The sequence below is a fragment of the Bradyrhizobium valentinum genome, assembly GCF_001440405.1.
Classification (GTDB): domain Bacteria; phylum Pseudomonadota; class Alphaproteobacteria; order Rhizobiales; family Xanthobacteraceae; genus Bradyrhizobium; species Bradyrhizobium valentinum.
In genome coordinates this window covers 417-25,824 of record NZ_LLXX01000090.1, presented here as the reverse complement: position 1 = coordinate 25,824, position 25,408 = coordinate 417, and the positions used below count along the sequence as shown (strand labels likewise).

At 62.1% G+C, this 25,408-nt stretch carries 34 protein-coding genes, 2 tRNA genes and 1 pseudogene; 20 read left to right on the top strand and 17 right to left on the bottom strand.

Annotated features, from left to right (window positions below):
* Positions 1–53: 53 nt before the first annotated feature.
* Genes CP49_RS13605 through CP49_RS13585 form a run of 5 tightly spaced genes read left to right on the top strand, consistent with a single transcriptional unit; the run spans position 54 to position 4,019 of the window.
* Positions 54–977: an ABC transporter substrate-binding protein gene (locus CP49_RS13605; RefSeq protein WP_245310677.1), complete on the top strand. Its 924-nt coding sequence runs from the start codon at positions 54–56 to the stop codon at positions 975–977.
* Between the two features lie 11 nt (positions 978–988).
* A complete protein-coding gene (locus CP49_RS13600) occupies positions 989–1,687 on the top strand; it encodes a GntR family transcriptional regulator (RefSeq protein ID WP_057850752.1) in 699 nt (232 codons plus the stop codon).
* Between the two features lie 3 nt (positions 1,688–1,690).
* Positions 1,691–2,494: an ABC transporter ATP-binding protein gene (locus CP49_RS13595; protein ID WP_057850751.1), complete on the top strand. Its 804-nt coding sequence runs from the start codon at positions 1,691–1,693 to the stop codon at positions 2,492–2,494.
* Entirely contained in the window at positions 2,491–3,255 is a 765-nt protein-coding gene (locus CP49_RS13590) for an ABC transporter permease (RefSeq protein WP_057850750.1), read from the top strand. The genes CP49_RS13595 and CP49_RS13590 overlap by 4 nt, the downstream gene beginning before the upstream one ends.
* The gene (locus tag CP49_RS13585; protein ID WP_057850749.1) at positions 3,252–4,019 is read left to right on the top strand and encodes an ABC transporter permease; all 768 of its coding nucleotides are present in this window, start codon (positions 3,252–3,254) and stop codon (positions 4,017–4,019) included. Before CP49_RS13590 ends, CP49_RS13585 begins: the two co-directional genes overlap by 4 nt.
* 8 nt (positions 4,020–4,027) lie before the next feature.
* Here CP49_RS13585 and CP49_RS13580 read toward each other — a convergent pair whose 3' ends face one another.
* The 7 genes from CP49_RS13580 to CP49_RS13545 form a co-directional block, all read right to left on the bottom strand.
* A complete protein-coding gene (locus CP49_RS13580; RefSeq protein WP_057850748.1) occupies positions 4,028–4,240 on the bottom strand; it encodes a hypothetical protein in 213 nt (70 codons plus the stop codon).
* Between the two features lie 423 nt (positions 4,241–4,663).
* Positions 4,664–5,209 carry a CAP domain-containing protein gene (locus CP49_RS13570; protein WP_245310685.1) on the bottom strand — a complete coding sequence of 182 codons (546 nt, stop codon included), beginning with the start codon at positions 5,207–5,209 and terminating at the stop codon, positions 4,664–4,666.
* A 122-nt stretch (positions 5,210–5,331) separates the two neighbouring features.
* A tRNA-Pro gene (locus tag CP49_RS13565) sits at positions 5,332–5,408 on the bottom strand.
* Positions 5,409–5,475: 67 nt separating this feature from the next.
* Complete coding sequence (locus tag CP49_RS13560) at positions 5,476–5,922, bottom strand: DUF192 domain-containing protein (protein ID WP_245310684.1); 447 nt, start codon at positions 5,920–5,922, stop codon at positions 5,476–5,478.
* A gap of 180 nt (positions 5,923–6,102) precedes the next feature.
* Positions 6,103–6,768, bottom strand: coding sequence for a cold-shock protein (locus CP49_RS13555; RefSeq protein WP_057850745.1), 666 nt, complete (start codon positions 6,766–6,768; stop codon positions 6,103–6,105).
* A 200-nt stretch (positions 6,769–6,968) separates the two neighbouring features.
* A complete protein-coding gene (locus CP49_RS13550; protein WP_057850857.1) occupies positions 6,969–7,730 on the bottom strand; it encodes an SIR2 family NAD-dependent protein deacylase in 762 nt (253 codons plus the stop codon).
* A 149-nt stretch (positions 7,731–7,879) separates the two neighbouring features.
* Entirely contained in the window at positions 7,880–8,116 is a 237-nt protein-coding gene (locus tag CP49_RS13545) for a hypothetical protein (protein WP_057850744.1), read from the bottom strand.
* A gap of 188 nt (positions 8,117–8,304) precedes the next feature.
* On the opposite strand from CP49_RS13545, the gene CP49_RS45980 reads away from it, so the two are divergent.
* A complete protein-coding gene (locus CP49_RS45980) occupies positions 8,305–8,472 on the top strand; it encodes a hypothetical protein (protein ID WP_197423105.1) in 168 nt (55 codons plus the stop codon).
* 448 nt (positions 8,473–8,920) lie between these two features.
* Here the strand turns inward: CP49_RS45980 and CP49_RS13540 are convergent, their stop codons facing one another.
* Positions 8,921–9,106 (bottom strand): hypothetical protein, encoded by a 186-nt coding sequence (locus CP49_RS13540; protein WP_057850856.1) that lies wholly within the window; start codon positions 9,104–9,106, stop codon positions 8,921–8,923.
* 373 nt (positions 9,107–9,479) lie between these two features.
* On the opposite strand from CP49_RS13540, the gene CP49_RS45975 reads away from it, so the two are divergent.
* Positions 9,480–9,626 carry a hypothetical protein gene (locus CP49_RS45975; protein WP_197423104.1) on the top strand — a complete coding sequence of 49 codons (147 nt, stop codon included), beginning with the start codon at positions 9,480–9,482 and terminating at the stop codon, positions 9,624–9,626.
* Between the two features lie 217 nt (positions 9,627–9,843).
* Positions 9,844–10,038 (top strand): hypothetical protein, encoded by a 195-nt coding sequence (locus tag CP49_RS13535; RefSeq protein ID WP_057902702.1) that lies wholly within the window; start codon positions 9,844–9,846, stop codon positions 10,036–10,038.
* On the opposite strand, the gene CP49_RS13530 is transcribed toward CP49_RS13535, so the two are convergent.
* Together CP49_RS13530 and CP49_RS44585 are read right to left on the bottom strand one after the other, a co-directional pair.
* Entirely contained in the window at positions 10,028–10,300 is a 273-nt protein-coding gene (locus CP49_RS13530) for a hypothetical protein (RefSeq protein ID WP_057850742.1), read from the bottom strand. The two genes, CP49_RS13535 and CP49_RS13530, sit on opposite strands and share 11 nt — an antisense overlap.
* Before the next feature lie 78 nt (positions 10,301–10,378).
* Positions 10,379–10,534 (bottom strand): hypothetical protein, encoded by a 156-nt coding sequence (locus CP49_RS44585; RefSeq protein WP_156438378.1) that lies wholly within the window; start codon positions 10,532–10,534, stop codon positions 10,379–10,381.
* Positions 10,535–10,780: 246 nt separating this feature from the next.
* On the opposite strand from CP49_RS44585, the gene CP49_RS42715 reads away from it, so the two are divergent.
* The 5 genes from CP49_RS42715 (at position 10,781) to CP49_RS13510 (ending at position 12,872) form a co-directional block, all read left to right on the top strand.
* Complete coding sequence (locus CP49_RS42715; RefSeq protein WP_082646008.1) at positions 10,781–10,939, top strand: Flp family type IVb pilin; 159 nt, start codon at positions 10,781–10,783, stop codon at positions 10,937–10,939.
* A gap of 54 nt (positions 10,940–10,993) precedes the next feature.
* Positions 10,994–11,173 (top strand): hypothetical protein, encoded by a 180-nt coding sequence (locus tag CP49_RS13525; RefSeq protein ID WP_057850741.1) that lies wholly within the window; start codon positions 10,994–10,996, stop codon positions 11,171–11,173.
* Between the two features lie 147 nt (positions 11,174–11,320).
* Positions 11,321–11,773, top strand: coding sequence for a VOC family protein (locus CP49_RS13520; RefSeq protein ID WP_057850740.1), 453 nt, complete (start codon positions 11,321–11,323; stop codon positions 11,771–11,773).
* 170 nt (positions 11,774–11,943) lie between these two features.
* Positions 11,944–12,069, top strand: coding sequence for a hypothetical protein (locus CP49_RS48620; protein WP_276326580.1), 126 nt, complete (start codon positions 11,944–11,946; stop codon positions 12,067–12,069).
* Between the two features lie 155 nt (positions 12,070–12,224).
* Positions 12,225–12,872 carry a glutathione S-transferase family protein gene (locus tag CP49_RS13510; protein ID WP_057850738.1) on the top strand — a complete coding sequence of 216 codons (648 nt, stop codon included), beginning with the start codon at positions 12,225–12,227 and terminating at the stop codon, positions 12,870–12,872.
* A gap of 1 nt (position 12,873) precedes the next feature.
* Here CP49_RS13510 and CP49_RS13505 read toward each other — a convergent pair whose 3' ends face one another.
* Entirely contained in the window at positions 12,874–13,143 is a 270-nt protein-coding gene (locus CP49_RS13505) for a porin (protein ID WP_245310676.1), read from the bottom strand.
* Positions 13,144–13,161: 18 nt separating this feature from the next.
* Positions 13,162–13,422, bottom strand: coding sequence for a PilZ domain-containing protein (locus CP49_RS13500; protein ID WP_057850736.1), 261 nt, complete (start codon positions 13,420–13,422; stop codon positions 13,162–13,164).
* A 239-nt stretch (positions 13,423–13,661) separates the two neighbouring features.
* Here CP49_RS13500 and CP49_RS13495 point away from each other — a divergent pair.
* From CP49_RS13495 to CP49_RS13475, 5 genes are all read left to right on the top strand, one after another.
* A tRNA-Glu gene (locus tag CP49_RS13495) sits at positions 13,662–13,736 on the top strand.
* 986 nt (positions 13,737–14,722) lie between these two features.
* Positions 14,723–15,961 (top strand): Zn-dependent hydrolase, encoded by a 1,239-nt coding sequence (locus CP49_RS13490; protein ID WP_057850735.1) that lies wholly within the window; start codon positions 14,723–14,725, stop codon positions 15,959–15,961.
* Between the two features lie 8 nt (positions 15,962–15,969).
* Positions 15,970–17,184 (top strand): MFS transporter, encoded by a 1,215-nt coding sequence (locus CP49_RS13485; protein WP_057850734.1) that lies wholly within the window; start codon positions 15,970–15,972, stop codon positions 17,182–17,184.
* A 113-nt stretch (positions 17,185–17,297) separates the two neighbouring features.
* Positions 17,298–18,335: a PrsW family glutamic-type intramembrane protease gene (locus CP49_RS13480; RefSeq protein ID WP_057850733.1), complete on the top strand. Its 1,038-nt coding sequence runs from the start codon at positions 17,298–17,300 to the stop codon at positions 18,333–18,335.
* 256 nt (positions 18,336–18,591) lie between these two features.
* Positions 18,592–19,677, top strand: a complete 1,086-nt coding sequence (locus CP49_RS13475; RefSeq protein WP_057850732.1) for a 3-deoxy-7-phosphoheptulonate synthase — start codon at positions 18,592–18,594, stop codon at positions 19,675–19,677.
* Positions 19,678–19,753: 76 nt separating this feature from the next.
* Here the strand turns inward: CP49_RS13475 and CP49_RS13470 are convergent, their stop codons facing one another.
* From CP49_RS13470 to epmA, 4 genes are read right to left on the bottom strand one after another with little or no spacing between them, the layout of a single operon-like run.
* The gene (locus tag CP49_RS13470; protein ID WP_057850731.1) at positions 19,754–20,017 is read right to left on the bottom strand and encodes a single stranded DNA-binding domain-containing protein; all 264 of its coding nucleotides are present in this window, start codon (positions 20,015–20,017) and stop codon (positions 19,754–19,756) included.
* Between the two features lie 26 nt (positions 20,018–20,043).
* The gene (locus CP49_RS13465; RefSeq protein ID WP_057850730.1) at positions 20,044–20,250 is read right to left on the bottom strand and encodes a hypothetical protein; all 207 of its coding nucleotides are present in this window, start codon (positions 20,248–20,250) and stop codon (positions 20,044–20,046) included.
* Positions 20,251–20,256: 6 nt separating this feature from the next.
* Complete coding sequence (locus CP49_RS13460; RefSeq protein WP_057850729.1) at positions 20,257–21,348, bottom strand: lysine-2,3-aminomutase-like protein; 1,092 nt, start codon at positions 21,346–21,348, stop codon at positions 20,257–20,259.
* Positions 21,345–22,397 (bottom strand): EF-P lysine aminoacylase EpmA, encoded by a 1,053-nt coding sequence (gene epmA / locus CP49_RS13455; protein ID WP_057850728.1) that lies wholly within the window; start codon positions 22,395–22,397, stop codon positions 21,345–21,347. Before epmA ends, CP49_RS13460 begins: the two co-directional genes overlap by 4 nt.
* A gap of 474 nt (positions 22,398–22,871) precedes the next feature.
* Between epmA and efp the strand changes: the two genes are divergently transcribed.
* A complete protein-coding gene (gene efp, locus CP49_RS13450) occupies positions 22,872–23,438 on the top strand; it encodes an elongation factor P (RefSeq protein WP_057850727.1) in 567 nt (188 codons plus the stop codon).
* 70 nt (positions 23,439–23,508) lie between these two features.
* Positions 23,509–25,053: a M23 family metallopeptidase gene (locus CP49_RS13445; RefSeq protein WP_057850726.1), complete on the top strand. Its 1,545-nt coding sequence runs from the start codon at positions 23,509–23,511 to the stop codon at positions 25,051–25,053.
* 46 nt (positions 25,054–25,099) lie between these two features.
* Here CP49_RS13445 and CP49_RS13440 read toward each other — a convergent pair.
* A pseudogene (locus tag CP49_RS13440) lies at positions 25,100–25,408 on the bottom strand (hypothetical protein); the annotation flags it as partial.

Sequence of the window (25,408 nt, the reverse complement as noted above, 5' to 3'; positions counted from 1 at the left end):
TCAAAAAAAATATCGATAAACAAGACAGAAAAATGTGTCATGGGGAGATTGTCGTGAAAAAGGTCCTTGCCGCCCTTGTGGTCAGCGTGGCGCTGACCGGTACCGCCTTTGCGCAAGCCAAGATCCAGGTCGGCTGCACGGCAACCTCGGACTGCGCCTCCGCGATGGTGGCGATCGACGAAGGCATTTTCAAAAAGCACGGGCTCGACGTCGAGATGACGCCGATCGGCATCAACTCGAACATCCCGGCGGCGATCCTGTCGAACTCGATCCAGATCGGCGGGCCGACCTCGACCGTGTTCCTGCAGGCGGTCGACGGCGGGCTCGATCTCGTTGCGATTGCGGGCGCTACCGTGATGAGCCCGGTGAACCAGGACAGCATCGCCGCCTTCGTCCGCAACGGCATCACCATCAAGGAGCCGAAGGATTTCGCCGGCAAGAAGGTCGGCGCGCCCGGGCTGAATGCCTTCCTGCATGTATTGTTCGTGAAGTGGCTGGTCGAGAAAGGCGTCGACCCCAAGAGCGTCAATTTCGTCGAGGTCACCTTCCCGACCATGGCCGACATCATCAAATCCGGCGGCGTCGATGCCGTGCTGACCGCCGAACCGTTCGTGACCCGCATGACCAATGCCGGCCTCGGCTCGGTCGGCGCACGCTACGCGGTCGAACTGGCCCGCACCGATCCCATCATTTTCTACGCTGCGTCACGCGAATGGGCCGACAAGAACGCCGCGGCGATCAAGAAATTCCGTGACGCGATCGCCGAGTCCGCCGTCATCGTCAACAACGACCGCGAAAAGGCATCGACCTCGATCGCAAAATTCACCAAGCAGCCGATCGAGCTGGTCAAGGCGACGCCGCCGAACCGTTCCGAACCGGCGCTGAAGCCCGAGCAACTCGGCTGGTGGATCGAGGTGATGTCGTCGCAGAAGATGCTGCAATCCAAGCTCGACACATCGAAGCTGGTCCTGAAGTAACGGATTGCGCGATGTCAGCCTCCGAGCGCCAACTGAATCGACCGGTGACCGAGGCCGCCACCCTGAGCGAGCGCGCGGCCGCGCTGGTCGAGCAGGACATTCTTGCCGGTCATCTGGCGCCGGGATCGCGGCTCGGCATCGTCGATCTCGTGCAACGCTATGAGATCGGCGCCACGCCGCTGCGTGAGGGCTTGTCGCGGCTGATGTCACGCGGGCTGATCGTCGGCATCGGGCAGCGCGGCTTTCGCGTCGCCGACGTCAGCCGCGAGGATCTGCTCGACATCACCTGCATGCGCACGGCGGTTGAGGTCGAGGCTATCCGGCTGGCGATCATCCACGGCGACGATGCCTGGGAGGCCGGTATCGTCAGCGCATTGCACCAGATGCGCCGCCACATCGAGCGGACTGGCGATGAATTCCGCGAGGGCGCGGAGGATTTCGACCGGCTGCACAAGGGCTTTCACACCGCCCTGCTGGCGGCGTGCGGCTCGAAGCGTTTGCTGGCAGCCCATTCCGATCTCTACGACCAGGCCTACCGCTACCGCCGCGTGATGATGCGCTCCGTCGACAGCGGCAAGAAATTCGTGCGCGCGCATCAATTGCTGGCCGATCGGGCGATCGAGCGCGATATTCCCGGCTCGCAGGCAATGCTGGAAGCGCATCTGCGCTCGACCCTCAATTTCGTCTATCCTCCCGGCAGCGAGAGTTGAACCATGGCAAGCGCCGCAAAACGCCTCGAAGCCGTACCTGGCATTCCTGCGCCGCAGATCGCATTTGACGGAGTGACGCTCGTACTCGGCGGTAAGACCATCATCGAGAATCTGAGCCTGGGCGTGCGGCCCGGCGAATTTCTCTGCATCGTTGGCGCCTCCGGTTGCGGCAAGACCACGGCGCTGCGTCTGGCCGCAGGTCTGTACCAGCCGACCAGCGGCAAGGTGAATTTCGACGGCCAGCCGATGCGCGCGCCGCGTCGCGAGATCGCGATCGTGTTTCAGGACTATGGCAAGGCGCTGCTGCCCTGGCGCACCGCGGCCGGCAACGTCTCGCTGGCGCTTGAAGCGGGCGGCATGCCGTCGGCCGAGCGCCCTGCCCGCATCGAAGAGTTGCTGCGCACCGTCGGCCTGCCCGGCCATGCCGGCAAGTATCCGTCCGAAATGTCCGGCGGCATGCAGCAGCGCCTGCAGATCGCCCGCTGTCTCGCGCAGGAACCAAAGACGCTGCTGATGGACGAGCCGTTCGGCGCGCTGGACGCGATGACGCGGCAGGGATTGCAGGACGAGGTGTTGTCACTGGTGGCAGCGAGCGGCGCTACCGTGATTTTCGTAACCCACGACCTCGACGAAGCGATCTATCTCGGTGACCGCGTGATCGGCCTGTTGCCGCATCCGGGCCGGATCGGCATCGAACTTTCGGTCAACCTGCCGCGCCCGCGCGACCAGCTATCGACCCGCGAGCATCCGGAATTCCTGCGGCTGCGGCGGCAATTGTTCGATTTCGTCAAGGCGACCGAGCAGTGACGGCCAACTCCGCCAAGGCGCTGGTGCTGCCGCTGGCCGTGCTGGCGGCGTTCGAAGTGTGGGCGCGCGCCACCCATCTGCAAAGCGACAGCCTTGCGCCGCCGAGCGAAATCGTCATGGCGCTCTTCGGCGCCTTTGCCGATCTTTCGATCCTGGCGGCCACGCGCGATACGCTGTTTTCAACTTTCGCAGGCCTTGCGATCGGCACGATCATCGGCCTTGCGCTCGGCATCGCCTTCGGGATTTTCGACACCCTCAATCGCCTGATGGAAGTGACGGTCGAAGCTATCAGGCCGATCCCCTCGATCGCGCTGCTGCCGATCGCACTGATCGCGCTCGGCTTCGGCTATCGCATGGAAATCGTGATCGTGGCGTTTGCCTGCGTCTGGCCGGTCCTGATCCTCTCACGCGCGGCCGTGCGCAGCATTGAGCCGCGGCTGATGGAAGTGGCGCGGGCGCTGCGGCTGCCGCCGGCGCAACGGGTCTGGAAGATCATCGTTCCGGCGGCGCTGCCGCGGATCTTCGTCGCCTTTCGGCTGTCGGCCGGCATCGCGCTGATCGTCGCCGTGACGGTCGAAATCGCGATCAATCCGCTCGGCCTCGGCGCCGGCATCATGCTGGCGCAACAGGCGCTGCGTCCCGATTTGATGCTGGCCTATCTGGTGTGGATCGGCGCCATCGGCTACGCGCTGAATGTCCTCCTGGTCGTCGCCCAGAACCGCCTGTTCGGGCGCGCCGCGCTCAGCGGAGACGGCGCATGAATCGGGCGGCCCTCCTCTGGCGTGTGGCGAGCTTTGCGGTCGCAGCCGGATTCATTGCGCTCTGGCAGTTGATCGCCAATTTGAAACTGGTCTCGCCGGTGTTCCTGCCGGGGCCTGATCGGGCCTGGGCCTCGCTGGTGCGCGGATTTTCCTCCGGTGATCTCTGGAGCAAGCTCGCCGGCACGCTCGAGCACATGGCCTATGGCTGGCTCGCCGCCTCCATCGCCGGCATTGCCATTGGCGCGATCATCGGATCGTCGCGCACGATGCGGACCTATGTCGCGCCCTCGCTGGAGTTTTTGCGGCCGCTGCCGGTGTCGGCGATCATTCCGGTCGCGATCGCCATGCTCGGATTGACCCAGGCGATGGCGCTGTTCGTGATCGCCTTCGGCGCGATCTGGCCGATCATGCTGGCGACCGTCCACGGATTCGGCGCGGTCGAGCCGCGCCTCTATGAGGTGGCGCGGTCGCTGCAAATGTCGCGGCTCGCCGTGATCTTCAAAATCGCACTCCCCTCCGCCAGCCCCGACATTCTCGCGGGCATGCGCCTCAGCCTGACGGTGGCGCTGATTCTGTCAGTGGTCTGCGAAATCCTGGCCGGCCTCGACGGGCTCGGCCACTGGGTGCTGCTGTCGGCCCGCGCGTTCCGCTCGGCCGACCTGTTCGCCGGCGTCATCCTGCTTGGTATCACCGGCTACGTGACGTCGGTGGCGATGTCACTCGCCGAGCACAAACTGCTGGCGTGGCAGGCGGCGCAGCGCTGACGTGGCGCTTACGGCTGCGAAGCATTCTCCGACATGGGTTCCGGAATGCGTTGAAGCCAGGCGGAACGCTTCTTCGTCCCGACAGCGTCTCGGACGACGTCTCCCATCCGCCGCCACAACGCCCGCAAACTGAAGGTGACGAGCACCTCGTGGTGCCGCATCCCCTTGCCGCCCTTGACCAGCCCGAGATCGCGGATGACGCAGTACGTCCCGCTGCTCATGCGGGCGAACTTTGCACCTCGAAAATGATTGCGCACACGCGACAACATGCCTGCAGCATGCACCGCGCGTCGATTCCGCGTCAATCTTGACGGCCGCCGAATCAACCTCGCCGACGTGCTAAGCCGTCAAAGCGGTGCGTTGTTGCCGCGTTCGCCGATGCGATGTATTTGCGCGGTCCGAACCGGCATGCGACGGAGCACTGCGCGCCGCTCGTTCATGCGTGCGCTCGGCGAATCCGGCTGCGCAAAGCATTCCAGAATCTGAATGCGGATTTCCTCCGCGAGCGGGCCCTCGACCCGACGCATGCGATTCCAGAGCCGGATTATTTCCCGTTGCTTCTCGACATCCATTGGCCACCTCCGAAGGAACGACCAAAAAGAACATAACGAGAACGATATTGCAAGCCACAAGTTGCGACTTCTCTAGAAGCAGATGCTGAGAATCTTCAGTCGGCAGGCCTCGGCGGCGCGCGATTTGGGCTTCGCAACGTTTGCCTGCTTCGAATCCTTCGGCGAACTCTTTGGCGAACTCTTCGGCGCTTTGGGACGCTCATAGTCGCCCGCGATCACCATGGCCCAATACATGCGACCGGTCTTCGCGCTTTTCACGCTGGCAACACCCACGCGCGTCGCGCCGGGCAACAGGAGGTTTTTTCGGTGCCCCGACGAATTGATCCACTGGTCGAGGGTTCTGGGAAAACCGTCATAACCGTACGCAATGTTCTCTGCGGCTCGGCCGGCGCCCGCCGGGCCGACACGCTTATTGAATCGACCGAGGACGTCGTGATCCAGTTGGTCCTTTGCGGCCATTGCCTGGGCTTGATCGTGCGCAATCCGTGTGAGCGTCGCGTCCAGGGTTACGCGCTTCTCCCCGTGCTTTAGCCGAAAGTCGGAAATCATCTGCGCGGGATTGGCCGCGGCCGTCTGGCCCAAAACTGTGGTGACAAAACAAAGAGCCAGCCCCAGCAGCAGAGCCTGCCGCGCCAGAATGACTGTCTTCGTACCGGTCACAAGTTTTCCCCCGCCCCTCCCAATCGGGATCGCTGGGAGAGATTCAACCCGAAAAAGACGCAGCAAATCATTGATTTTATTGGTCGGGGCAGCTGGATTCGAACCAACGACCTGCAGTACCCAAAACTGCCGCGCTACCAGGCTGCGCTATACCCCGATCCGATACTTTAAGAAATGCGTCGATACACCGTTAAACCGGTGCCATCAAGGCGATGTCGGCCGGATTAGCGCTTGCTGAACAGCGGGTGTGCGACCCGGTCGCCGGGTTGAATTCCATATTTTTGCGCTGTGCCGGCGATCACCTCCAGCACCCCCCTGGCGAGCCCGCCCGAGGAGATGATCTTGGTGGAAAGTGGCTCGGTATTCTCGGCGATGCGCAGGATGCGGCCGTCGGCGCGGATGAAGATCATGTCCAGCGAGATATAGGTGTTCTTCATCCACATCGAGATCGGCTGCTCCGGCGAGAAATCGAACAGCATGCCTTTTCCGTCGGGCAGCTCCTTCCGGTACATCAGCCCGTTGGTCTTCTCCTCTTCCGTGGTCGCCATCTCGACCGAGAACACATGCACACCTGACTTGGTGACGATCTCGAGCGGCTGAACGCTCGCGGCCCTCGCGGCGGGACCGGTGTAGAGCGTAACGAGCACCGCGGATGCTGCCGCCAACGACATCATCAAGCGGCCGGAGATGCGAAGCCGCGCAACCATCAAAGCGAAATTCATCAAAGCACTCACGCCGGATATCTCAGGGAATTGCCGGGGAACCCTAACCCGAGGATTGCGGCAAATGCCAGAGGACGCCGCGCGGGTGCACGGCGTCCGGCTCACGTTTCCGTCAGCGGTGTAGCGGGATTAATGCGAGGATAGCGCCGACGGTCCGGTCTCGGGATGGATCTCCGCCGCCATCATGCCCTTGGACCCGGGCCCGAAGCGCACCAGCACATACTGACCCGGACGCAGCTCGGTCATACCGAAGCGGCGCAGCGTTTCCATGTGGACAAAAATGTCGGGCGTGCCTTCGCCGCAGGTCAGGAAGCCGAAACCGCGCAGCCGGTTGAACCATTTGACCTGCGCCCGCTCCAGCCCGCTTGTCGGCGTGACGCTGACATGAGTCCGGGGCGGCAGCATTTGCGCCGGATGGATCGCGGTGGACTCGTCCATCGAGACGATCCGGAATGCCTGATAGCCCTTGGCCCGCTGCACACATTCAACAACCACGCGTGCGCCTTCATAGGCGGTCTGATAGCCGTCGCGCCTGAGCACGGTGACGTGCAGCAGCACATCGGGCCAGCCGTTGTCGGGAACGATGAAGCCGTAACCCTTCGAGGCGTCGAACCATTTGATGACGCCGGATATTTCGACAAGGTTGGCTGCGGCATCGCCGAGGCCCGAAAACGCATCCACCGCCGGATCGCGCTCGGCGCCCGCTGCGTATTCACCCGGTCCAAGCCTGTTCTGCCCCGTCCCGCCTTGCGGCGGCCCCCCGAGCTTCTTGGACCCAAATTCGTCCGACCCCATGACCCCGGACCTCACACTTCAAAAAGCGGCCCGCCATCGCCCTGGCGGGACCGGAACACGCGCTCATCCATGACCACTCATGACAACGCCGCGCGAATCTCTCGAATCAAAGATAACACTCTCGACTGCGGCGCATAGCTAAAAAAAACAAAATTGCGGAGGCTATGAACAGGCTTGCACAACTGCGAATCAGTTGGAGATCAATTGCCTACAAACGGTCCGAGCGCTTCCCCGATGTCGTGACGGATCACCAGATCGGCGACATCATCCTGTTCCGTGGGTTCATTGTTGATGATGACGAGCTTCGCGCCGCAGTTCTTGGCCATCAGTGGAAAACCTGCAGCCGGCCAAACCACCAGCGACGATCCGATCGCCAGAAACAGGTCGCACTGCTGCGACAATTCGGTGGCGCGGCGCATTGCGTCTTCCGGCATCGCCTGTCCGAACGAGATCGTCGCCGTCTTCACCGGCTCCTCGCAGAGGGAGCAGTCGGGCGCGCTGCCGGTTTCTTCGAAACGCGCCTTTACCCAAGGAAGATCATAGGCATGTCCGCAGCCGATGCAGCGGGCATAGGTCGTGTTGCCATGGAGTTCGACCACGTCGTCGGTCCTGAAGCCCGACGCCTGGTGCAGATTGTCGATGTTCTGGGTGATAATCGCCGGGGTCTTGCCGGCCTTGTAGAGCGAGGCCAGCGCGCGATGCCCGCGGCCGGGCTTGGCCGCCGCGAAGGTCTCTTCCATCGCAAAGCGCCGCCGCCAGGCCTCGGCCCGCGCGTCGGCACTGGAAACGAATTCGTCGAACGCAATCGGGCGGTTACGAGTCCACAGGCCGCCGGGCGAGCGGAAATCCGGAATGCCGCATTCGGTCGAAATGCCGGCGCCGGTAAAGGGCACGATACATGCGGCTTCGGCAATCATGTTGCCGAGCTGCTCGACGCCGCTGCGCAAATCCTTGGCGATCACCGCTGACATTTCCGAATGGTTGGCCGTGCGGATTATAGCACGGCCGTTCGGAATGCCAGATCGATGCGCCCTGCCCGGCCGCGCAGCATGCACGCTATTAAGATGCCTTATCGCGCAGGCTCATCAAGCCGCCTTCTCAAGCAGCATTCTCAAGCAGCCTTGGCGACCGGTTCCTTCGGCTCTTTGGCTTCCTCGGTTTTCTTCGCCTTGGGTGCTGGTGCGCTTTCCGCCTTCTTCACCGGCTTGCCGTACTGGGCCAGCTTTTCCAGTTCCGCTTCGAGCTCGGCGCGGCGCCGAGCTACCTTCTCGAACAGTTTGTCGGTGGCGTGTTCGCGCAAGCCCGCGAGTTCTTCGATGCTCAGTGAATCCAGATCGATCTTTGCCATTGGAACCTCCCGTTTGACCTTTCGCTAACGGGAACCCGCGCGAGCGACAAGAATGCAGCACATTTTATCCACCGCCTTCGCTTCGCAACGGCGCGCGATCGCAATGCTGCAACTTCCTTCCCCAATCACGCCTCATTCGCGCGCGCCAATGATGGCGGGGCCGAATCAAACAAGAAAACGGATGGGCGATGACGGAGAAGGAAGAAAGACTCGCGCGCGATCGCGCTGAAATCGCAGCGCGCGTCGCGAGCTTCAGGGAAACCCAGCAGAAGTTCGAACGCGAGCGTGAGGAATATTACGAGACGACCTTGGCCAATGCGGTGAACGGAGCCAGCCGGCCGTCGTTCTGGCGTTGAGGCGGAGCCGGCAAGCCTTTGCGTTATCGCCGACGGAATATGGCGCACGGAACCCGCCACGAGAATTCCACCAAGAGAATCCGGGAGCGCGGGAACGAAGCCGGCACTTCGACGTTTTTTTCAGAAGTGCAGTAACCTTGCGAGAGGTGAAAGCACGAAAGACCCCGTCTGCATCTTCCGGATGTGGGCGGGGTTTTCGCTTACCAAGTGGACGGCCTTGCGGCGCGATCGCGAGCCATGCGATCGCGCGGGTCTGATCATCGGATTTCGCCGGAACTTACACGGCCCTTGCGGAGTTTACTCTTAGGGAAAGGTGTGTCGTGTCATGCCCGCATGGATGGAAATTCTGATTAATGTAATCGGCTATGCCGGCTTCATCGCCATCGCGACCTATCACAAATCGCCCGACGAAAAATTTCCGGACCGTTGAGCGCGTGGGTCCCGCGCGCTAGTTCGCCTTGTGCGGTTCACCCGCAGTGCGGACGAGCCTGTCGGCCTTGACCAGCGCCTGGCCGCTTTCGGCTTGCGGCCGCAACGAAAAGCTGATGACGACGAAGGCAAGGCAAAACAGCAGGCCGACCACCATGACGCGATGGTGAGTCGGTTTGTCCGCATTGTGAAACGAAGGGACCATGGCCTGTTTCCTGAAGGCCATCCCTATCGCAACATCGGATACGCACAACGCGATTTGGGTTTTAACCTAACTGAATAGGGTTATCTGCGTTTCCGAGAGGAACCGATCCGCATCGATCGCCTGTTCGGAGATCGATCGCGTGTTAGGAAGACTCCTTTTGTTCTCTTGGAACGAACAGGGGGCACGTTTTCTGGGGCCGTTGCCTTGTTAAGATAGCGTTACTTCGCCGCTTCGTCCTCTCACCAGTCCGATCGATCCTGCGCGAATTTCCTCTCTCTCTCTCTCTCTCTCTCTCTCTTCCCGCCGTGACCGGTCGAGTGCCGGATGTCGAACCTTTTTGGCACACCCCATACTCATCTAAAAAGGTGCTGCCATGACCCAAGCCGACCACTACCGCGACCAGTCCGACAAAGCCCGGCGGCTGGCCGAAGCCGTCAAGGATCCGGAAGCGTCGAAGAAACTAATCGAGATGGCCGAGGAATTCCGCCTTTATGCCGAGCGGCTGGAACAGATGCACTAGAGCCTTTCGGTTCTGATTGAAGCCGAGCCGGGTTTCAGATTTCTTTTGACGCGTTTTCTTCACGCGAACCGGTGTCTCGGCGCTATTCTTTTTGACGCCGGGCATGGAAACTTAAGCCTTCATTTACCCAACCCCACTGAAGTGCTGCGCCGTTAACCCAACCCCTTTACAAAACGTAAATAGGCGCCTGACAGGTTTGGCCCAGGAGGGTCATTCCATGGTCATTTATCCCATACCGGTTGAAGTGACACAGGCCAGAATACAACTCGTCGTCGATCAAAACGCCAAGGCGCCGCCGAACACGATCAACCAGGATCTTCAGGCCGTCTACCATGCCAAGGCGGCCGCCATGGAAGCGGCGCTTGCGGAAGTGCAGGCCGACGAACCATCCTTGCTGGACGTCAAGGTCTGAGCAAAACCTGACGCGAATTCCCGCGGGTGGCGAGCGGGCCGTTACGTATGCGGCTATCCGACGTCCACGCGAGCTGTTGCGCCCGCACGGCACGCAGCGTGACAATGCTGCCGACGTCGGCGAGCACCGCCAACACAGCAAACCGGAGCCATTGCGGCCGTTCCTTGTACGCCAGGGAGGCGGAGCATATCGCGCACACGATCGTCGGCGTGCTTGCGACCAACAGAGCCTTCGAGCCTTCGACCGCAAAATGGTCGCGCAACGCCGTCTCATCAGTCCATTGTTCGAAGACGACCAGCGCATGGGATTCTGGCAGTCGACATGCACGTCATGCGAGATGTCAAGGCATCAGGCGCGGCACGACAACCGATACCGCCAGCAATACGCCGAGGCTGCTCACCACAGACAGTTTCATCCGAACCGTCCTGACGTCGGTAATCGGGAGAACGAAAAAGAAAATCATCGCGAGAATGAGCAGGCCATCGAACAGAAACATCGTTGATCCCTCCGTTAGCGCCACAATGGACGGGGGAAACCAATTGCGTATGTGTGAGGGATCACGCTGATGACGCCGCGTTTTGGCTCGTCAAAGATATCCGCCCGAAACAGGGCCACGACCGAACACGCTTAATCACGTCGTTTGCCCCAGCGCCGCCAGCATTACAATTTTACGCTTTTGGTTGTTATAGTAGCAACTTGGACGTGCCACACCGTTTTCCGTCAAGATTCCAGAGAAAAATGGATGCTTCGAAAATTTCTGCGCGACGACTCCGCCGCCACCGCCATCGAATACAGCCTCATCGCTGGGTTCATTGCCCTGGCCATTATCGCCGCTGTCGAAATGACCGGCGAAAGGCTCCTGGCGCTGTTGGAGAGTCTTCTTGACGCGTTGACGCGTTAGGGCACCGTGTCTGCCGGGGTTGCAAGGCGCGCCGCGTTGCGGACTAGAAATTAAATGATCGAACACGTTGTCAGTGGACTTTTCGAGTTGCTTGTCGTCGCTACCGGACGGCAGGCGCTCAAGCTGTTTGGCAGAAACGACCCAAATGAACTGATCTCGATGCTCGCAGGATTTGCGGTCTGGATCTTGGCCGGCTTCGCAATCCTGGCCCTTGCGGTGTCCCTTGGCGGGTAGCGGCGCGCTTTAACTCGATTGATTGAATGCGGCGAGGGCACAGGGTAGCACGCAGCCCCTGCCCTCCGCTGCAATTTGCTGCTACTTATTGCCCTCGGGAGCTGAAACGAACTTCAATTTTTGCAAGACCTCAAGAGGACAAGAAACATGCGCTATCTCCACACCATGCTGCGCGTCCGCAATCTCGATACGGCGATGAAATTTTATCAGGACGCGCTGGGGCTGAAGGAAGTACGCCGGGTCGACAACGACAAGGGCCGGTTCACGTTGGTGTTCCTGTGTGCGCCTGAGGACGAGGGCCTGTTCAAGGCCGCTCCGCAGAACCGCGGCGCGCCGCTGGTTGAGCTCACCTACAATTGGGACGAGGAGAAATACGGCGAGGACCGCTATTTCGGCCACCTCGCCTACGAGGTCGACGACATCTACGCGACCTGCGACCGCCTGATGAAGGCCGGCATCACCATCAACCGGCCGCCGCGCGACGGCAACATGGCTTTCGTGCGCTCGCCGGATCTGCATTCAATCGAGCTGTTGCAGAAGGGCGAGCCGAAGCCGCCGGCAGAGCCGTGGACATCGATGCCGAACACCGGCCATTGGTAGGACCAAATGGCGGCCGACGCGCAGCCGCCATTTCGACGACCTCAGCGCCGAAATGCGCGAAGCTGTCGAGCATGATGGCTACTCGCTATTTCCCGGATTGTAGCTCTCGGAAGTTCGGAACTCATAAAACGTTCCTTCGCGCAGGGTCCTTTTCTGCGCAGGAACAGGCCATGACATGGCGCGTTTTCTCCCCGACGGATTTTGAGGAGGAGACGATGGGACGAGGAATTCTGCTTTGGTTGCTGGGCGTACCTATTCCGGTGATCATTCTGCTGTGGCTGTTCTTCGGCCACTGACCGGCTGATGCAGGCCACGCGTTACGAGAGAATCAGGGCTCTGTCGCACTGCGGCGGAGCCTGATTTTTGTTGGGCTTCAGTCCGCGCGAAGGCGCGCTTTTTCACTGATCTTCCGCTATGAACGGCGATCGGAAGATCAGCGGGATAACAACGCGTGGCCGACAACAACAAACAACAACTAACCATCTGGGGCCGGGCCAATTCGGTCAACGTTCAAAAAGTGCTGTGGTGCCTGGCTGAACTGGACCTCCCCTATGAGCGCATCGACGCCGGCATGCAGTTCGGCAAGAACAACGAGGCAGCCTATCTGGCGATGAACCCGAACGGCCGCGTCCCCACGCTGGTCGATGGCGACTATGTACTGTGGGAATCCAATTCCGTGATGCGCTATCTCTGTATGGCCTATGGCGAGAATTCACCGATCTACCTTTCGCAGCCGAAGGCGCGCGCCGGTGTCGATCGCTGGCTCGACTGGACGCTGTCGACGCTGCAGCCGGTCGATCGGCCGGTGTTCTGGGCGCTGGTGCGGACGCCGGTCGAAAAGCGCGACATGGTCGCGATCCAGAAGGATGTCGATGCCGAAGCCGCGGTGTGGCGGACCGTCGAGGCGCAACTGGCGACGCGGCGCTTCATCGAAGGCGATCAGTTCACGATCGCCGATATCGCGCTCGGCGCCTTTGCTCGGCGCTGGTTCGGCGTCGAAGGCGTCACCAAGCCGAAACTGCCGAACCTCGAACGCTGGTTTGCGCAGTTCGCAGCCCGCCCGGGTTTCACGCAGTTCATCGCGCCGCCGATGAGTTAAGTCAGCGCGAGCCGCTGGAAACGCCAGCGCCGACGCTCACCGCGCCGCCGATTTTCATGCAAGTGTTGGTGCCTTCGATCTTGACGAAGCCCGCGCCGTACTCCGCGCATGCATTGGCCGAGCTTGGGCGCTTCAGTGGAACCGACTTGCCCGGTGTTGCGGCCTTGTCGGCCTTCTGAAGACGGGGCTGTTCGGCAGAAGCGGCAGCCGAAGCCAGCACCACAGCAAACATCACAAGGAGGGATTTTCGCATCCCGCCTTTTATCGCCACTTGCCGATCGGTGCCAGATCAGCGCACGAACTTCACGCCGACCGATTTGCCACGGCGCCAGACCACTTCGCAGCGGCGTCCGGTCCTGGCGTCGCGCGAAAACGCCAACCGCAACTTCGCCGGCAACGTGTTGGGATCGTCAATCGTGACCTTCGCCCCGGTCGTGGACAGATCCTGCACCACGCATTGGCGTGCGGCAAAACCACCCTCCAGCGTGATCCAGCCGGGCTGACTCAATGATTTCCGCGTGTCGCGCTTCTTGCTCGATAGCAAAGCCATGTCGGAAGTTCCCCCGACACAGCCTTACGCCCTACGGCTTTAAAATCCGTTGCACGGCCTGGCGTGCCGCCGTGGCGTGTCGATCGAGGCGCAAACGACCGCAAAACGGGTTTTTCGAGCGGCTTGCCCACCCGGCCAAACGCCACTATACGTTCGCCCGTCGCCGCCTCCATGGAACATGGACGTTGGCGGCCAAACGGCCCATCAAGCGCATAACACCTTGATTTTCCGGTTGTTTTGCTCCCTTCGTCTATCGGTTAGGACGCCACCCTTTCACGGTGGAGAGAGCGGTTCGATTCCGCTAGGGAGCGCCATCACGTTCCAAACACTTTCAAAGCCCAAGGCGACCATTTTCACGGCTTAAGGGAACCATCTTCACAGCCCAAGTTCCATCCGCTGCGTAGTCCGGCAAACGGACACCAGTGCATAGGAATGAGGGACAGGGAAAATGGATACGGCCGCTATTGCAATCACAGCCTGCGTCGCGCTTTACGTCGCACTCCGCCTGACGGTGCGGTGCTACTTTCCGCCAGATAGCTGAGAACGTCCGCTGGCCTTGCGCTGCTAGGTGCATTCGCGCCGTTCGAATTCGAAGTCGCCATGCTGCAACTATGAGGTGATCGCGCCACTAGCTTCGTGGCTTGCAGACAAACAAACGGCGAAACAACTCGCTACTGAATGCCATTGCGATTGCCATCATTCCATAGGTCGGTCCCAGCCCTGCCCATTGCACGACAAGCTCTTTGGTCGGAGGGCGGCGCATCGCTCTGACCGCCGGTCATTCGCTGCCGGCTCGCGCAGATATCATCATGGTGCAGGCGAGCTCGATCCAGCGGGATAATGTTCTTTTTACTACGGGCACTCAGTCTGGCACGACCGCGATGTGTCGAGCTTGCAAGGCACAACCTTCGGCGGCCGCACCACGATCAGCACGAACGGGGGACAGGCCCGGCTCGAGGACATTGAATAACCTCGCCCGACGATCGAGAATATCCCTGCCGGGGATCGCAGAATCGACGACATCAAGTTAGACGGCTGTTCGGCCGCGAGGGCCTCGACACACACTTTTTCCGAAAACAATGCGCGATTACACGTTAAAGGAGAAAGCGAAGATAACCGCCGGCGCGGTGGCGGCGCTTGTCATCGTTGCTTGGCTTGCCATCATCGCATTGGCCCTGCTGTCGGGAGGATAAGATAAGCGCGGCTAGCGACATCCCTGGAACTTTGTTCTACTCGCGCGAACATCATCCGGAACTTTGTTCTGCTCCGGAGAACTACGGACCCGCAAGGTACGCAAGTCATGAATAATAATCTCGCACGCGTTGATGGCACGCGTGTTCTCGCCGATCTTCACGCGCTGCGTGCAATCGGCCCGTACAAGACCGGTGTCCACAAGCCGACGTTTTCGGAACCGCATCTGCGTTCCCTGCAATGGCTGGTGCAGCGGCTTCCTGAGGCCGGCCTCGCGGGCGAGATCGACGGCATCGGCAACATCGTCGGCACCAGCACGAAGCCGGGGCCGAAGCTCTTGGCGGGATCGCATCTCGAAAGCCAAAACCACGCGGGCTGGCTCGATGGACCGCTCGGCGTGGTCTACGCGCTCGAAGCTGCCCGCGTCATCAATCCCGATCCGAATACAAGCGGCGCCGTCGAGGTTGCGTCCTGGTGCGATGAGGAAGGGCATTTCGGACACTTCCTTGGCAGCCGGTCCTATGTCGGCGGCGTCACCGAAGCCGATATCGACGCGGCGCGCGACCGCAATAACGACCGGAGCATGCGTGACGCGCTGCGCGATGCCGGCCTGGCCGGCCGCGCCCGCGCGCGCTACGAACGCGGACGGCATATCGGATATCTCGAAGCCCATATCGAACAGGGCGAGACGCTCGAAAGCAGCGACCTCAAGATTGGGATCGTCACGTCCATCGTCGGCATCTGGCAATACCGCATCACCTTCACGGGCGAACAAAACCATGCCGGCACCACGCGGATGGCCGTTCGCAGGGACGCCGGCCTCGCACTCGCCAGATTTTGCGTCGATATCGACGCCCGCTTCCCGGCCGTTTGCGGTCCGCGCACGGTGTGGACCACCGGCCGCATCACCCTAGATCCCGGTGCGCCCAGCATCATCCCGGGCGCCGCAGAGATGCTGTTCCAGATTCGCGACGACGATCCGGGCGTGATTGCGCGGCTGGAGGATCTGCTCCGCAGCATGGCCGCAGAGGTCGACAAGCAGGGCACTGTCGTGGTGGAGCGCATTCGCACCGGCGCGCCCGCGCTGATGGATGTCTCGTTCCAGCAGGCCATCGAACAAGCCGGCGCAGCCTGTGCCGGCGGCAGGTCACTCCGCATGCCGAGCGGCGCCGGTCACGACGCCCAGATTCTTGCGACCGTCATGCCGGCGGGCATGCTGTTCGTGCCCTCGATCGGCGGCATCTCGCACCACTGGACCGAGAACACCGCAGACGCCGACATCATCACGGGGGCCGTGGTCTTTGTCGAAGCGTGCCGGACAATACTGACGCAACGAGACAGCGCGTAAGGGGCGATATGGCTGGTGGCACCAAGCCGACCTACTCGATCAAGGATGTTCCGGCGAGCGTATGGGTTCTCGGTTTCGTCTCGATGCTGATGGACATCTCGTCGGAGATGATCCACGCGCTGCTGCCGATCTACCTGGTCTCGGTGCTTGGCGCGTCGATGGTGACGGTCGGTGTCATCGAAGGCATCGCCGAAGCGACCGCCTCCATTACAAAAATATTCTCCGGCGCGCTTTCGGACTGGCTCGGCAAACGCAAATGGCTCGCGGCTGCCGGCTACGGCCTCGCGGCCTTCACCAAGCCAGTCTTTCCGCTGGCGCCAACCGTCGCCTGGTTGGTGGCCGCGCGTTTTGTCGATCGGATCGGCAAGGGCATACGAGGCGCCCCTCGTGACGCGCTGGTGGCGGACCTCGCGCCGGCCCATTTGCGCGGCGCGAGCTTCGGCCTGCGCCAATCGCTCGACACGATCGGCGCCTTCATGGGCCCCCTGCTCGCCATCGCGCTGATGTGGTGGACGACAGACAACTTCAAGGTCGTGTTCTGGGTTGCCGTGGTTCCCGCCTTCCTGGCGCTGGCGCTGATTGTTTTCGCCGTGCGTGAGCCCGAGCGGCCGCAGACACTGCGTACGGTCCGCAATCCGATCAGCCTGGTCGAGATCAGAAACCTCGGAGCAGCCTATTGGTGGGTGGTCGCGGTGGCGAGCGTGTTCACGCTGGCGCGCTTCAGCGAGGCATTCCTGGTTCTGCGCGCCCAGAATGTCGGACTGCCGATCATGCTCGTGCCTGCCGTGCTGGTGGCCATGAATGTCGTCTATGCCCTCGCGGCCTATCCGGCCGGCGTCATCTCGGATCGCATGAGCCGCACGGCCGTGCTGGCGAGCGGCATGCTGTTGCTGGTTGCCGCTGATGTTGCGCTGGCCCTGCTGCCGTCGATTGGCGGCGTTGCGCTGGGCGTCGTCCTCTGGGGCCTGCACATGGGGCTGACGCAGGGCTTGCTGGCCGCGCTCGTGGCGGATACCGCGCCGGCCGAGTTGCGCGGCACGGCCTACGGATTCTTCAACCTGCTCGGCGGTCTGGCGGTGCTCGCAGCCAGCATCATTGCGGGCGCGCTCTGGGACATCACGGGACCGCAGGGAACGTTCCTGGCCGGCGCCGGCTTCGCGCTGGTCGCGCTGGCGGGGTTGCTGATGGTACATGGCAAGATCGGCGGCAAGGCCGTCGGATAGGCCCGGAAGGCCAAATTTTCGAATTGCTCTTGGCGACAACAAGTCGCGTTCGGATTTCTTGCAAACAACTGAATTTGCGGCCATTTGAGCGCCCGATGAGGTAATTTCCCCACATGCTTTTGCTCCAGGCCCTCCCCACATCGATCGGCGTTGCCGCCATCGCACCGGCATTGCTGTTGCTTTGGCTGGTCATCGCCGCCGACGAGCGCCCGGGCCCGCCCGTGCGGGTGTGGCTCGCCTTCATACTCGGGGCCGCCAGCATTTCTCTATTGGGAATTGCCCGCGCCCCCTTTGCCGCAATCCTCGCGGTGCCGGGAAACCCCTGGATGACGCAGGGGCTGCGCTCGGTCTTCGGCGTCGCTGCGCCCGAAGAGATCGTGAAGGTCCTGGTCATCATTCTCGTCTCGATCCGTCGCCGCGCCTTTGCGGACCCGATGGACACTGTGGTCTACGGCGCAGCCGCTGGCCTTGGCTTCGCGGCTTACGAAAACCTCGCTTACCTCGTGCAGCATGCCGACATGTGGCGTTCGCTGGCCGCGTTGCGCAGCGTCCTGACCGTGCCGTTTCACGGTGCGCTCGGCATTATCGCGGGCGCCTATATCGCGATCGCGCGCGCAGGAACGGCGCTGGGCGCGCATCGCCATCATCGCGACTGGGCCCGGATTTCGAGCTGGTGCCTCGCGCTGTTTGCGCCGGTGGCGTTGCATGCCGCATTCGACTTTCCGCTGCTGACATTGCAGAAACATCCCGATCTCGGTCCCAATGCGCGGATGCTGCTGGGGGCCGCAAGCCTCCTGATCGGCTTCAGTTCGATCGGGTTTGCCATACGGCTGGTACGGCGCGTCGGGCGCCACCATGCGCCGCGCACCGAGATCGCGCGGGAGCGGCTGAGCCAGTTGCGGCGGATGTGGGCCCTGCTGCTTGTCGGCAGCGGTGCAGGCTTTGCTGGGGCCGCTTTCGTGCTGACCTCGCTCCATCACTGGTTCGTCAATCCCGACCGCAACGCCTCGCTGCTTCTCATTCCGCTCGGCCTGACCTCCATTCTGATAGGCATGGCGTTGTTGCTGGCGACATCGGCGGTCTACGTGTTCGGCCGCAACCGCATCAGGACGTCCTCGGAGGGATTTTCGTCCGCGACCAAGCCGGGCTGATCCGGCTCCTTCTGTCGTTGATCTCGCTCAAAAATCCTGACGCCGATTAAATGATGACAAGGCCGGACGGGTGCGCTATAGAGCCCGTCATGATCATGATCGCCGCCAGCAACTTTTGGTATTTTAGCTACGACAGCTCGCTGGCGGTGGGAGGATCGCGCTCAATCTGATGAATTGAAGCCAAAAAGTCCGAACAGCCGCCAGACCTGGCGGCTTTTTTATTGGCCGGCAGGTTCTCAAAACAGGAGCCGCAGCCGTGTTGAGCACCACCGACGATCTTCGAATTAGCGAACTGAAAGAGCTGAGTACGCCGCAGGAGGTGATGCGTGAGATACCGCGCACCTTGACCGCGACGCGCGTGGTGATGGCGGGGCGCAACGCCATCCACGCCATCCTGAACGGGGCCGACGATCGCCTGCTGGTCGTCGTCGGCCCCTGTTCGGTCCACGATCCGGTTGCAGCCGTCGACTACGCCGAGCGCCTCGCCGCCTTGCGGGAGAAGCTTGCCGACCGCCTCGAGATCGTGATGCGCGTCTATTTCGAGAAACCCCGCACCACGGTCGGATGGAAGGGGCTGATCAACGATCCCGACCTCGATGGCAGTTTCAACATCAACAAGGGGCTGCGGCTTGCCCGCAACGTGCTTTCGGCCGTGAACAACCTCGGCCTGCCGACCGGGACCGAATTCCTTGACATGACGACGCCGCAATACATTGCCGACCTGATGGCGTGGGCGGCGATCGGCGCGCGCACCACCGAGAGCCAGATTCATCGCGAACTGGCGTCGGGACTTTCCTGCCCGGTCGGCTTCAAGAACGGCACCGACGGCAATGTCCGCATCGCAGCGGATGCCGTGAAGTCGGCCTCGCATCCGCACCACTTCATGGCGGTGACCAAGGGCGGACGCTCGGCGATCGCGGCGACCACCGGCAACGAGGACTGCCACATCATTCTGCGCGGCGGCCACAGGCCGAACTACGACCGGGAAAGCGTCGACGCCGCGTGCCTCGAACTTGTCCGCGCCGGCGTGGCGCCGCGGATCATGATCGACACCAGCCACGCCAACAGCAACAAGAGGCCGGAGAACCAGCCGCTGGTCGTGGCCGACGTCGCGCAGCAGATCTCGAACGGCGAGCAGCGCATCACCGGCGTCATGATCGAGAGCAATCTGGTGGCCGGCCGCCAGGACGTAATGCCGGGCAAGAAGCTCACCTACGGGCAAAGCATCACCGACGGCTGCATCGACTGGGAGACGACGGTATCCGCGCTGAACGTGCTGGCCGATGCGGTCGGGACAAGACGGAACGGGCCGTCGCGCAAAATCCAGGAGCTATCGGCCTAGCCAATTGAACGAACGACCGTGAAGCAGGCGCGCGGTCTGCGCGCCCTGCTTCACGGTTTCACGGAAGCTCTCGAGCCTAGCAGCCGCGGCAGATGCTCTTGATCTTGCGGTCGAGGGCTGCGTTTTCCTTGTTGAGCGGGTCGTTCGGATCGTTCAGGCTCTTCTCGCTGGGCACATCGCTGGCGCGCGGTTGGCGATGACCGACCGGCGCCTGCGGTATCGGCCTGTCCGGGTTCTTCGTCACCGTCGACGATCCACCTTGCGCAAGGACCTGCGGGCTGCCGCCGATCAGAAACATCAGGGCCGCCATCGACAGCATCGACAGGATTGTTTTTCGCATCTTGGTTCTCCCGCTTTCTGTTCTGCCTATCGCACTGGCGCGTCGATCGTTCCGCAATTGCGGCGTCCCTGGGCGGCGCAATCTTGCACCTTTCGTATATCGGCCATGGTGCTGAGCAACCAGATTCCGGCTGCCACCAGCACCGCGAAGAAGCCGAGCATCACAGCGTTTTCGATTGCGCGGCTGCCCTCGTCTTCGTGCGGCTTCGGTTTCTCCTCGCCTTCGTCCGTCATCGCCGATTACGGCTTTGGCGGATAGAGATGCACATCACCGCAATAATCAACGATACGATAATGCGTTTCCGAGGATAGTTCACGTTTCCCAGAATTTGCATGCGACAAATAATTCGGGCCGATCGGCGCCTTTCCATGGCCGCCGGGAATATCGAGCACATAGTCCGGCTGGCACAGGCCGGACACGCGGCCCCGCAGGTTCCGCATCAGTTCCTGCCCCTCTGCAATCGTCGTGCGTAAATGCGCCGTTCCCGGCGCGAGATCGCCATGGTGCAGATAGTAAGGCTTGATTCGGCATTCAACGAAGGCCCGCATCAGCGCTTCCAGCGTCGCGGCATCGTCATTGACGCCACGAAGCAGCACCGACTGGCTCACCAGCGGAACACCGGCGTCAGCGAGCCGCGCGCAGGCGGCGCGTGCCTCGCCCGACAGTTCGCGCGGATGATTGGCATGAACCGCGATCCAGGTGGTCACGCCATGAGCCCGCAACGCCCTGATCATGTCGCCGTCGATGCGCGCAGGCGCCGCCACGGGCACGCGGGTGTGGATGCGGACGATCTTGACGTGCTCGATGGTTGCGAGGTCTGCCATAACCTCGGAAAGCCGCCGTGGCGACAACATCAGCGGATCGCCGCCGGTCAGGATGACTTCCCAGATCTCGCCGTGCCGACGGATATAATCCAGCGCGCCGCGATAGGCGGCCTCCGACAGCGCCGTTGCCTTGCCCGGCCCGACCATCTCGCGGCGAAAGCAGAACCGGCAATAGACCGCGCAGACATGCACCAGCTTGAACAGGACGCGATCGGGATAGCGATGGACGATGCCGGCGACCGGCGAATGCGCGTCGTCACCGATCGGATCGGCGTTCTCGCCCGGCGCTTCCACCAGTTCCAGCGCGCTCGGAATGAATTGGCGCGCGATCGGATCATCGGGATTTTCAGTGTCGATCAGGCCGGCGATGTCTGGCGTCACGGCAATGGCATATCGCGCGGCGACCCGTTCGAGGTCGGCGAGATCGGTAGCCTTCGCCAGCCCGCGCTCGATGAGCTCGGCGGGCTGCCGCAGCGTTGCCGTCAGTTTCGGATCAATCCTGTTCATGTCTCTCCTGCCGGTGGGGTCCACACCACCTGATCGACGCGCAGCGCGCCGCTTGCCAGCATCACCAGCCGGTCGAAACCGAGGGCTACGCCGCTCGATGGCGGCATCGCGGCGACGGCTGCGAGAAAATCCTCGTCTAGCGGGTAGCGCTCGCCGTAGCGCCGCTCCTTCTCGTCCATATCAGCGACGAAACGGCGACGCTGCTCGGCAGCCTCGGTCAATTCGCCAAATCCATTGGCGAGTTCGACGCCGCAAGCATAGACCTCAAAACGTTCGGCGACGCGGGGATCGGCCGCCTTCGCTCGCGCCAGCGCTGCTTCCGGCGCCGGGTATTCGAACAAGACAGTCAAACGCCCCTGCCCCAGATTCGGTTCAACGTGCTCGACCAGCACCTTGCTGAAAATATCCGACCAGGTGTCGTCATCCGTGACCCGTATCAGCGGATTTGCCGCCGCCGCAAGTGCGGCGCGGTCGCCCTCGCCATGGCTGATCGTGGCCAAAAGATCGATCCCGGCAAAGCGCTCGACTGCCTGTGCCACCGTCAACAGTTCCGGGTCGACGAAGGGGTCGGCGGTTCTACCCCGGAATGAAAACCGGCCGATTCCGGTCGCCTGTGCAGCGTGGGCGATCACGACGATGGTGTCGGCCATAACAGCGTCATAGCTTGCCTCGGCACGGTACCATTCCAGCATCGTGAATTCCGGCAGATGCAGATCGCCGCGCTCGCGGTCGCGGAACACGCGCGCGAACTCGAATATCTTGGCTTCGCCGGCGGCGAGCAGCTTCTTGGCGGCGAACTCCGGCGACGTTCGCAAATACCGTGTCGCACGGGTGCCGTCGTTGCTGGTGAGCTCGGTACGGGGAGCGTGCAGATGCGTCTCGTTGCCCGGCGAGACCTGGAGGATGGCGGTCTCCACCTCGCTGAAACCCTGCTCGTCGAACCAGGCCCGCACCGCCCTGGTGATCGCACCTCGCGCCGTCAGGAACGGCTTCCGATCGGCGTGCCGCGCGGGCGACCACCATGGCGAAGGCTGGTCGATGTCTGCCATCAGCAACTATTCCGAGCCGGCCACCGCGGAGGCGCGCCCACCGAACCCATCAATACGTGCAAGGGATCGACCAACACCATTGATATTATTCGACTTTCTTTGCAGCGAAGCGATAAGCAGCAGGAGGTGACGAGGCTAAGCTCAACTCCGTCATTTCATGTCGAAAGATACGCACCTTGTCCATTCGCTTAGAAAGCCAGCGTAACTCGCTGAGCTTTCGGGCTTCTGCGTGCCCTTGGAAATTTACTGCAAGGCCATCGGTATCGTTGCGGACCGCTAAATGACCTTGTCGGCGTCTTCCAATAAACGCGGTGAAACCGGGCTGTTTGCGGCCCCAGGCGGACCGCGGGAATGGCCGTAAAACGCTGGCATCGACGGGCAAAATCAGTATGTTGCAGCCCGAAACCGCCCGATTTGGCCGCTTGGACACGATGTCCGGATAGGCCCAAAGGCCAGAAATTCAGGAAAACAGCTTTGAAAGTCATCGCCAGTTCTATTCGCAAGGGCAACATCATCGAGCAGGACGGCAGGCTCTATGTCGTGCTGTCGGCCGAAAACATTCATCCGGGCAAGGGAACCCCGGTCAGCCAGATCGAAATGCGCCGCATCGGCGACGGCGTGAAGGTGTCGGAACGCTACAAGACCACCGACCAGGTCGAGAAGGCGACCGTCGAGGACCAGAATTTCAACTACCTGTACGAGGATGCCGACGGCTTCCACTTCATGAACACCGAGACCTATGATCAGGTTCAGGTGTCGAAGGAGATCGTCGGCTCGTCGGCGCCCTATCTGCAGGAAAACATGACCGTGAAGCTGTCGATGCACGACATGAACCCGGTCGCGATCCAGCTTCCGCAGCGTGCAACGCTGGAAGTCGTGGAAACCGAGCCGGTGACCAAGGGTCAGACCGCTTCTTCTTCCTACAAACCTGCTATCCTCTCCAACGGCGTTCGCACCGCTGTGCCGCCGCATATCGGAACGGGAACCCGGATCGTGGTCATGACCGAAGACGGCTCTTACGTCGAGCGCGCGAAGGATTGAAATCGCGCTTTAGAATACGGAGCACGCGCCGGGGGGCGATGCATTGAATACCGTGGCTGTCCGCTTGCTTATGCGTTGGCTGGCAGCCCCTTGTTTGCTCCTGGCCGGGGTCACCGGCGCTGCCGCCGACGAGTTCAGGACACCGTCGATATCAGCCGTCCGCGTCGAATGGCGGGCGGTCGTCGATCAGCTCCGCACCGAGATCGGAACCCGGCCAGCGATCGCCTCCCGATTCATGTTCGCCGGCCAGCGGCGGGTGCCGGCATGGGATCCGCGCTCGACGCCTGCGCTGGTGCAACTGAACGCCATCAACGCGCCGCTGTTCAACGGGATCGGACGCAGTCCGGTGCCGGTGCTGTTGCCGTTCGACACCGCAGGCTACCTCGAAGGCCAGGCCGACGGCACGCAGCTTCCGCTGTCGCGCTACCAGGCCGATTTCCGGCCCGCAGACCTGTTTCACGCCGGTCCGGCCGGCTACGACGCGGTGTTTTCGCTGCTATCAGGCGCAGGCAGCTCGCGGACCTTCGCCAAGCCGGTCGAAGTGCAGATCACGGGCTCGATCCTGCTCTACGACCTCGCCGATCCGCTTGGCGGCAAGGGCGAGCCGGTCAAGGCGCTGGCGGCGCAATTTCCCGACATGCGCCGCTTCATCCGTGAAGGCTATGTGCGCTACGCCTTCACGCGCTTCGGCGTGCCCTATGTGGTGTCGATACAGTGTCTCGATTCAGCGCCGCGGGCGCGGCGGCTGGCCTGCCGCGAAGCCTATCCCATCGCCGAGCGCTTCCTGAAAGCCTTGCGCATCGCGGGCGGACAACCGGCGCGGCCGCGCCATGACATTTCGTCCGAGATCGCTGAACGACCGACGGCGGTTTCGCCCGCCTTCACCTATTACCCGGGCGGCGACATTATCTCCCGCAGCAGCATACGCCGGCGCGGCGGACGCGCCGATTTTGCTGCCTACTCGCAGATCCGGTTTCCACTTGAAAAGGCGCCCGCCGCCATCCGCTCGCAATCCTTCGGCAGGAAGAGGACGGAGGGCGTCTATCCATGGCGGGACAATTTTTGCGAAGCCCGCAGCTTCCAGGTCGGGCAATGCGCTGCCGGCTTCGGACACCAGGGTCAGGATATCCGTCCCGCGCCATGCCCGCCGAACAGCAACAGCGAAAGCAGTTGTCATCCGAGGAAGCAGTCTGTGGTCGCCGTCCGCGACGGCATCCTGATCCGCTCGCTGAAGCAGCAGGCGGCAACGCTGCAGATCAACACCCGCAACGAGCACATCCGTTTTCGCTACATGCACATGAACCCGTCAGCGATGGATGCCGACGGCATTCTGAGCGGGCGCCGAGTCGCCGAGGGCGAAAAGGTCGGCGTGGTCTCCAACTATCTCGATTTCCCGAACGGCACGTCCTACCACCTTCACTTCGACGTGCAGGTGTTCACGCGCGACGGCTGGATCTGGGTCAATCCCTACACCACACTGATCGCGTCCTATGAACGGCTGATCCGCGGCCGCGGCCGCGAGATCGGCACCGATCCACCGGCTGTCGCCGCCGTGGTGCACGATTTGCCGGTGGATGTCCTGCGTCGGAGCGCGGCGGAAGGCCGGGCGAACTAGGTCCTGCACTCGAAGTGAAGTTCGAATTGCCGCGAGAACAACGGGCTTACCAAGTGAATGGACCCCCGAAAGGCGAGTGCCAAAAAGGCATGCCGCGTGGGCGCGCGTAGCGGAAGTCAGTCCCCGGCCTGCGTCGCCGGTTCTTGATGCCCCCTTGCGGCTCGCCGCTCAACAGCACCACGAATTCCGTTCCCTTGCCGGTTTCCGAACTCAACGCCTCGTCCGTGACGATCAGGGAAGATCGCGGCGTGATGTTGCCGATGCGATCCAATACGTCCTGCGGAATAGCGATGCGGTCGAGCGCGGCCTTTGCGCTGTCCGGGTCCGTCGGCGCCGGCTCAACGTCGCGACCACT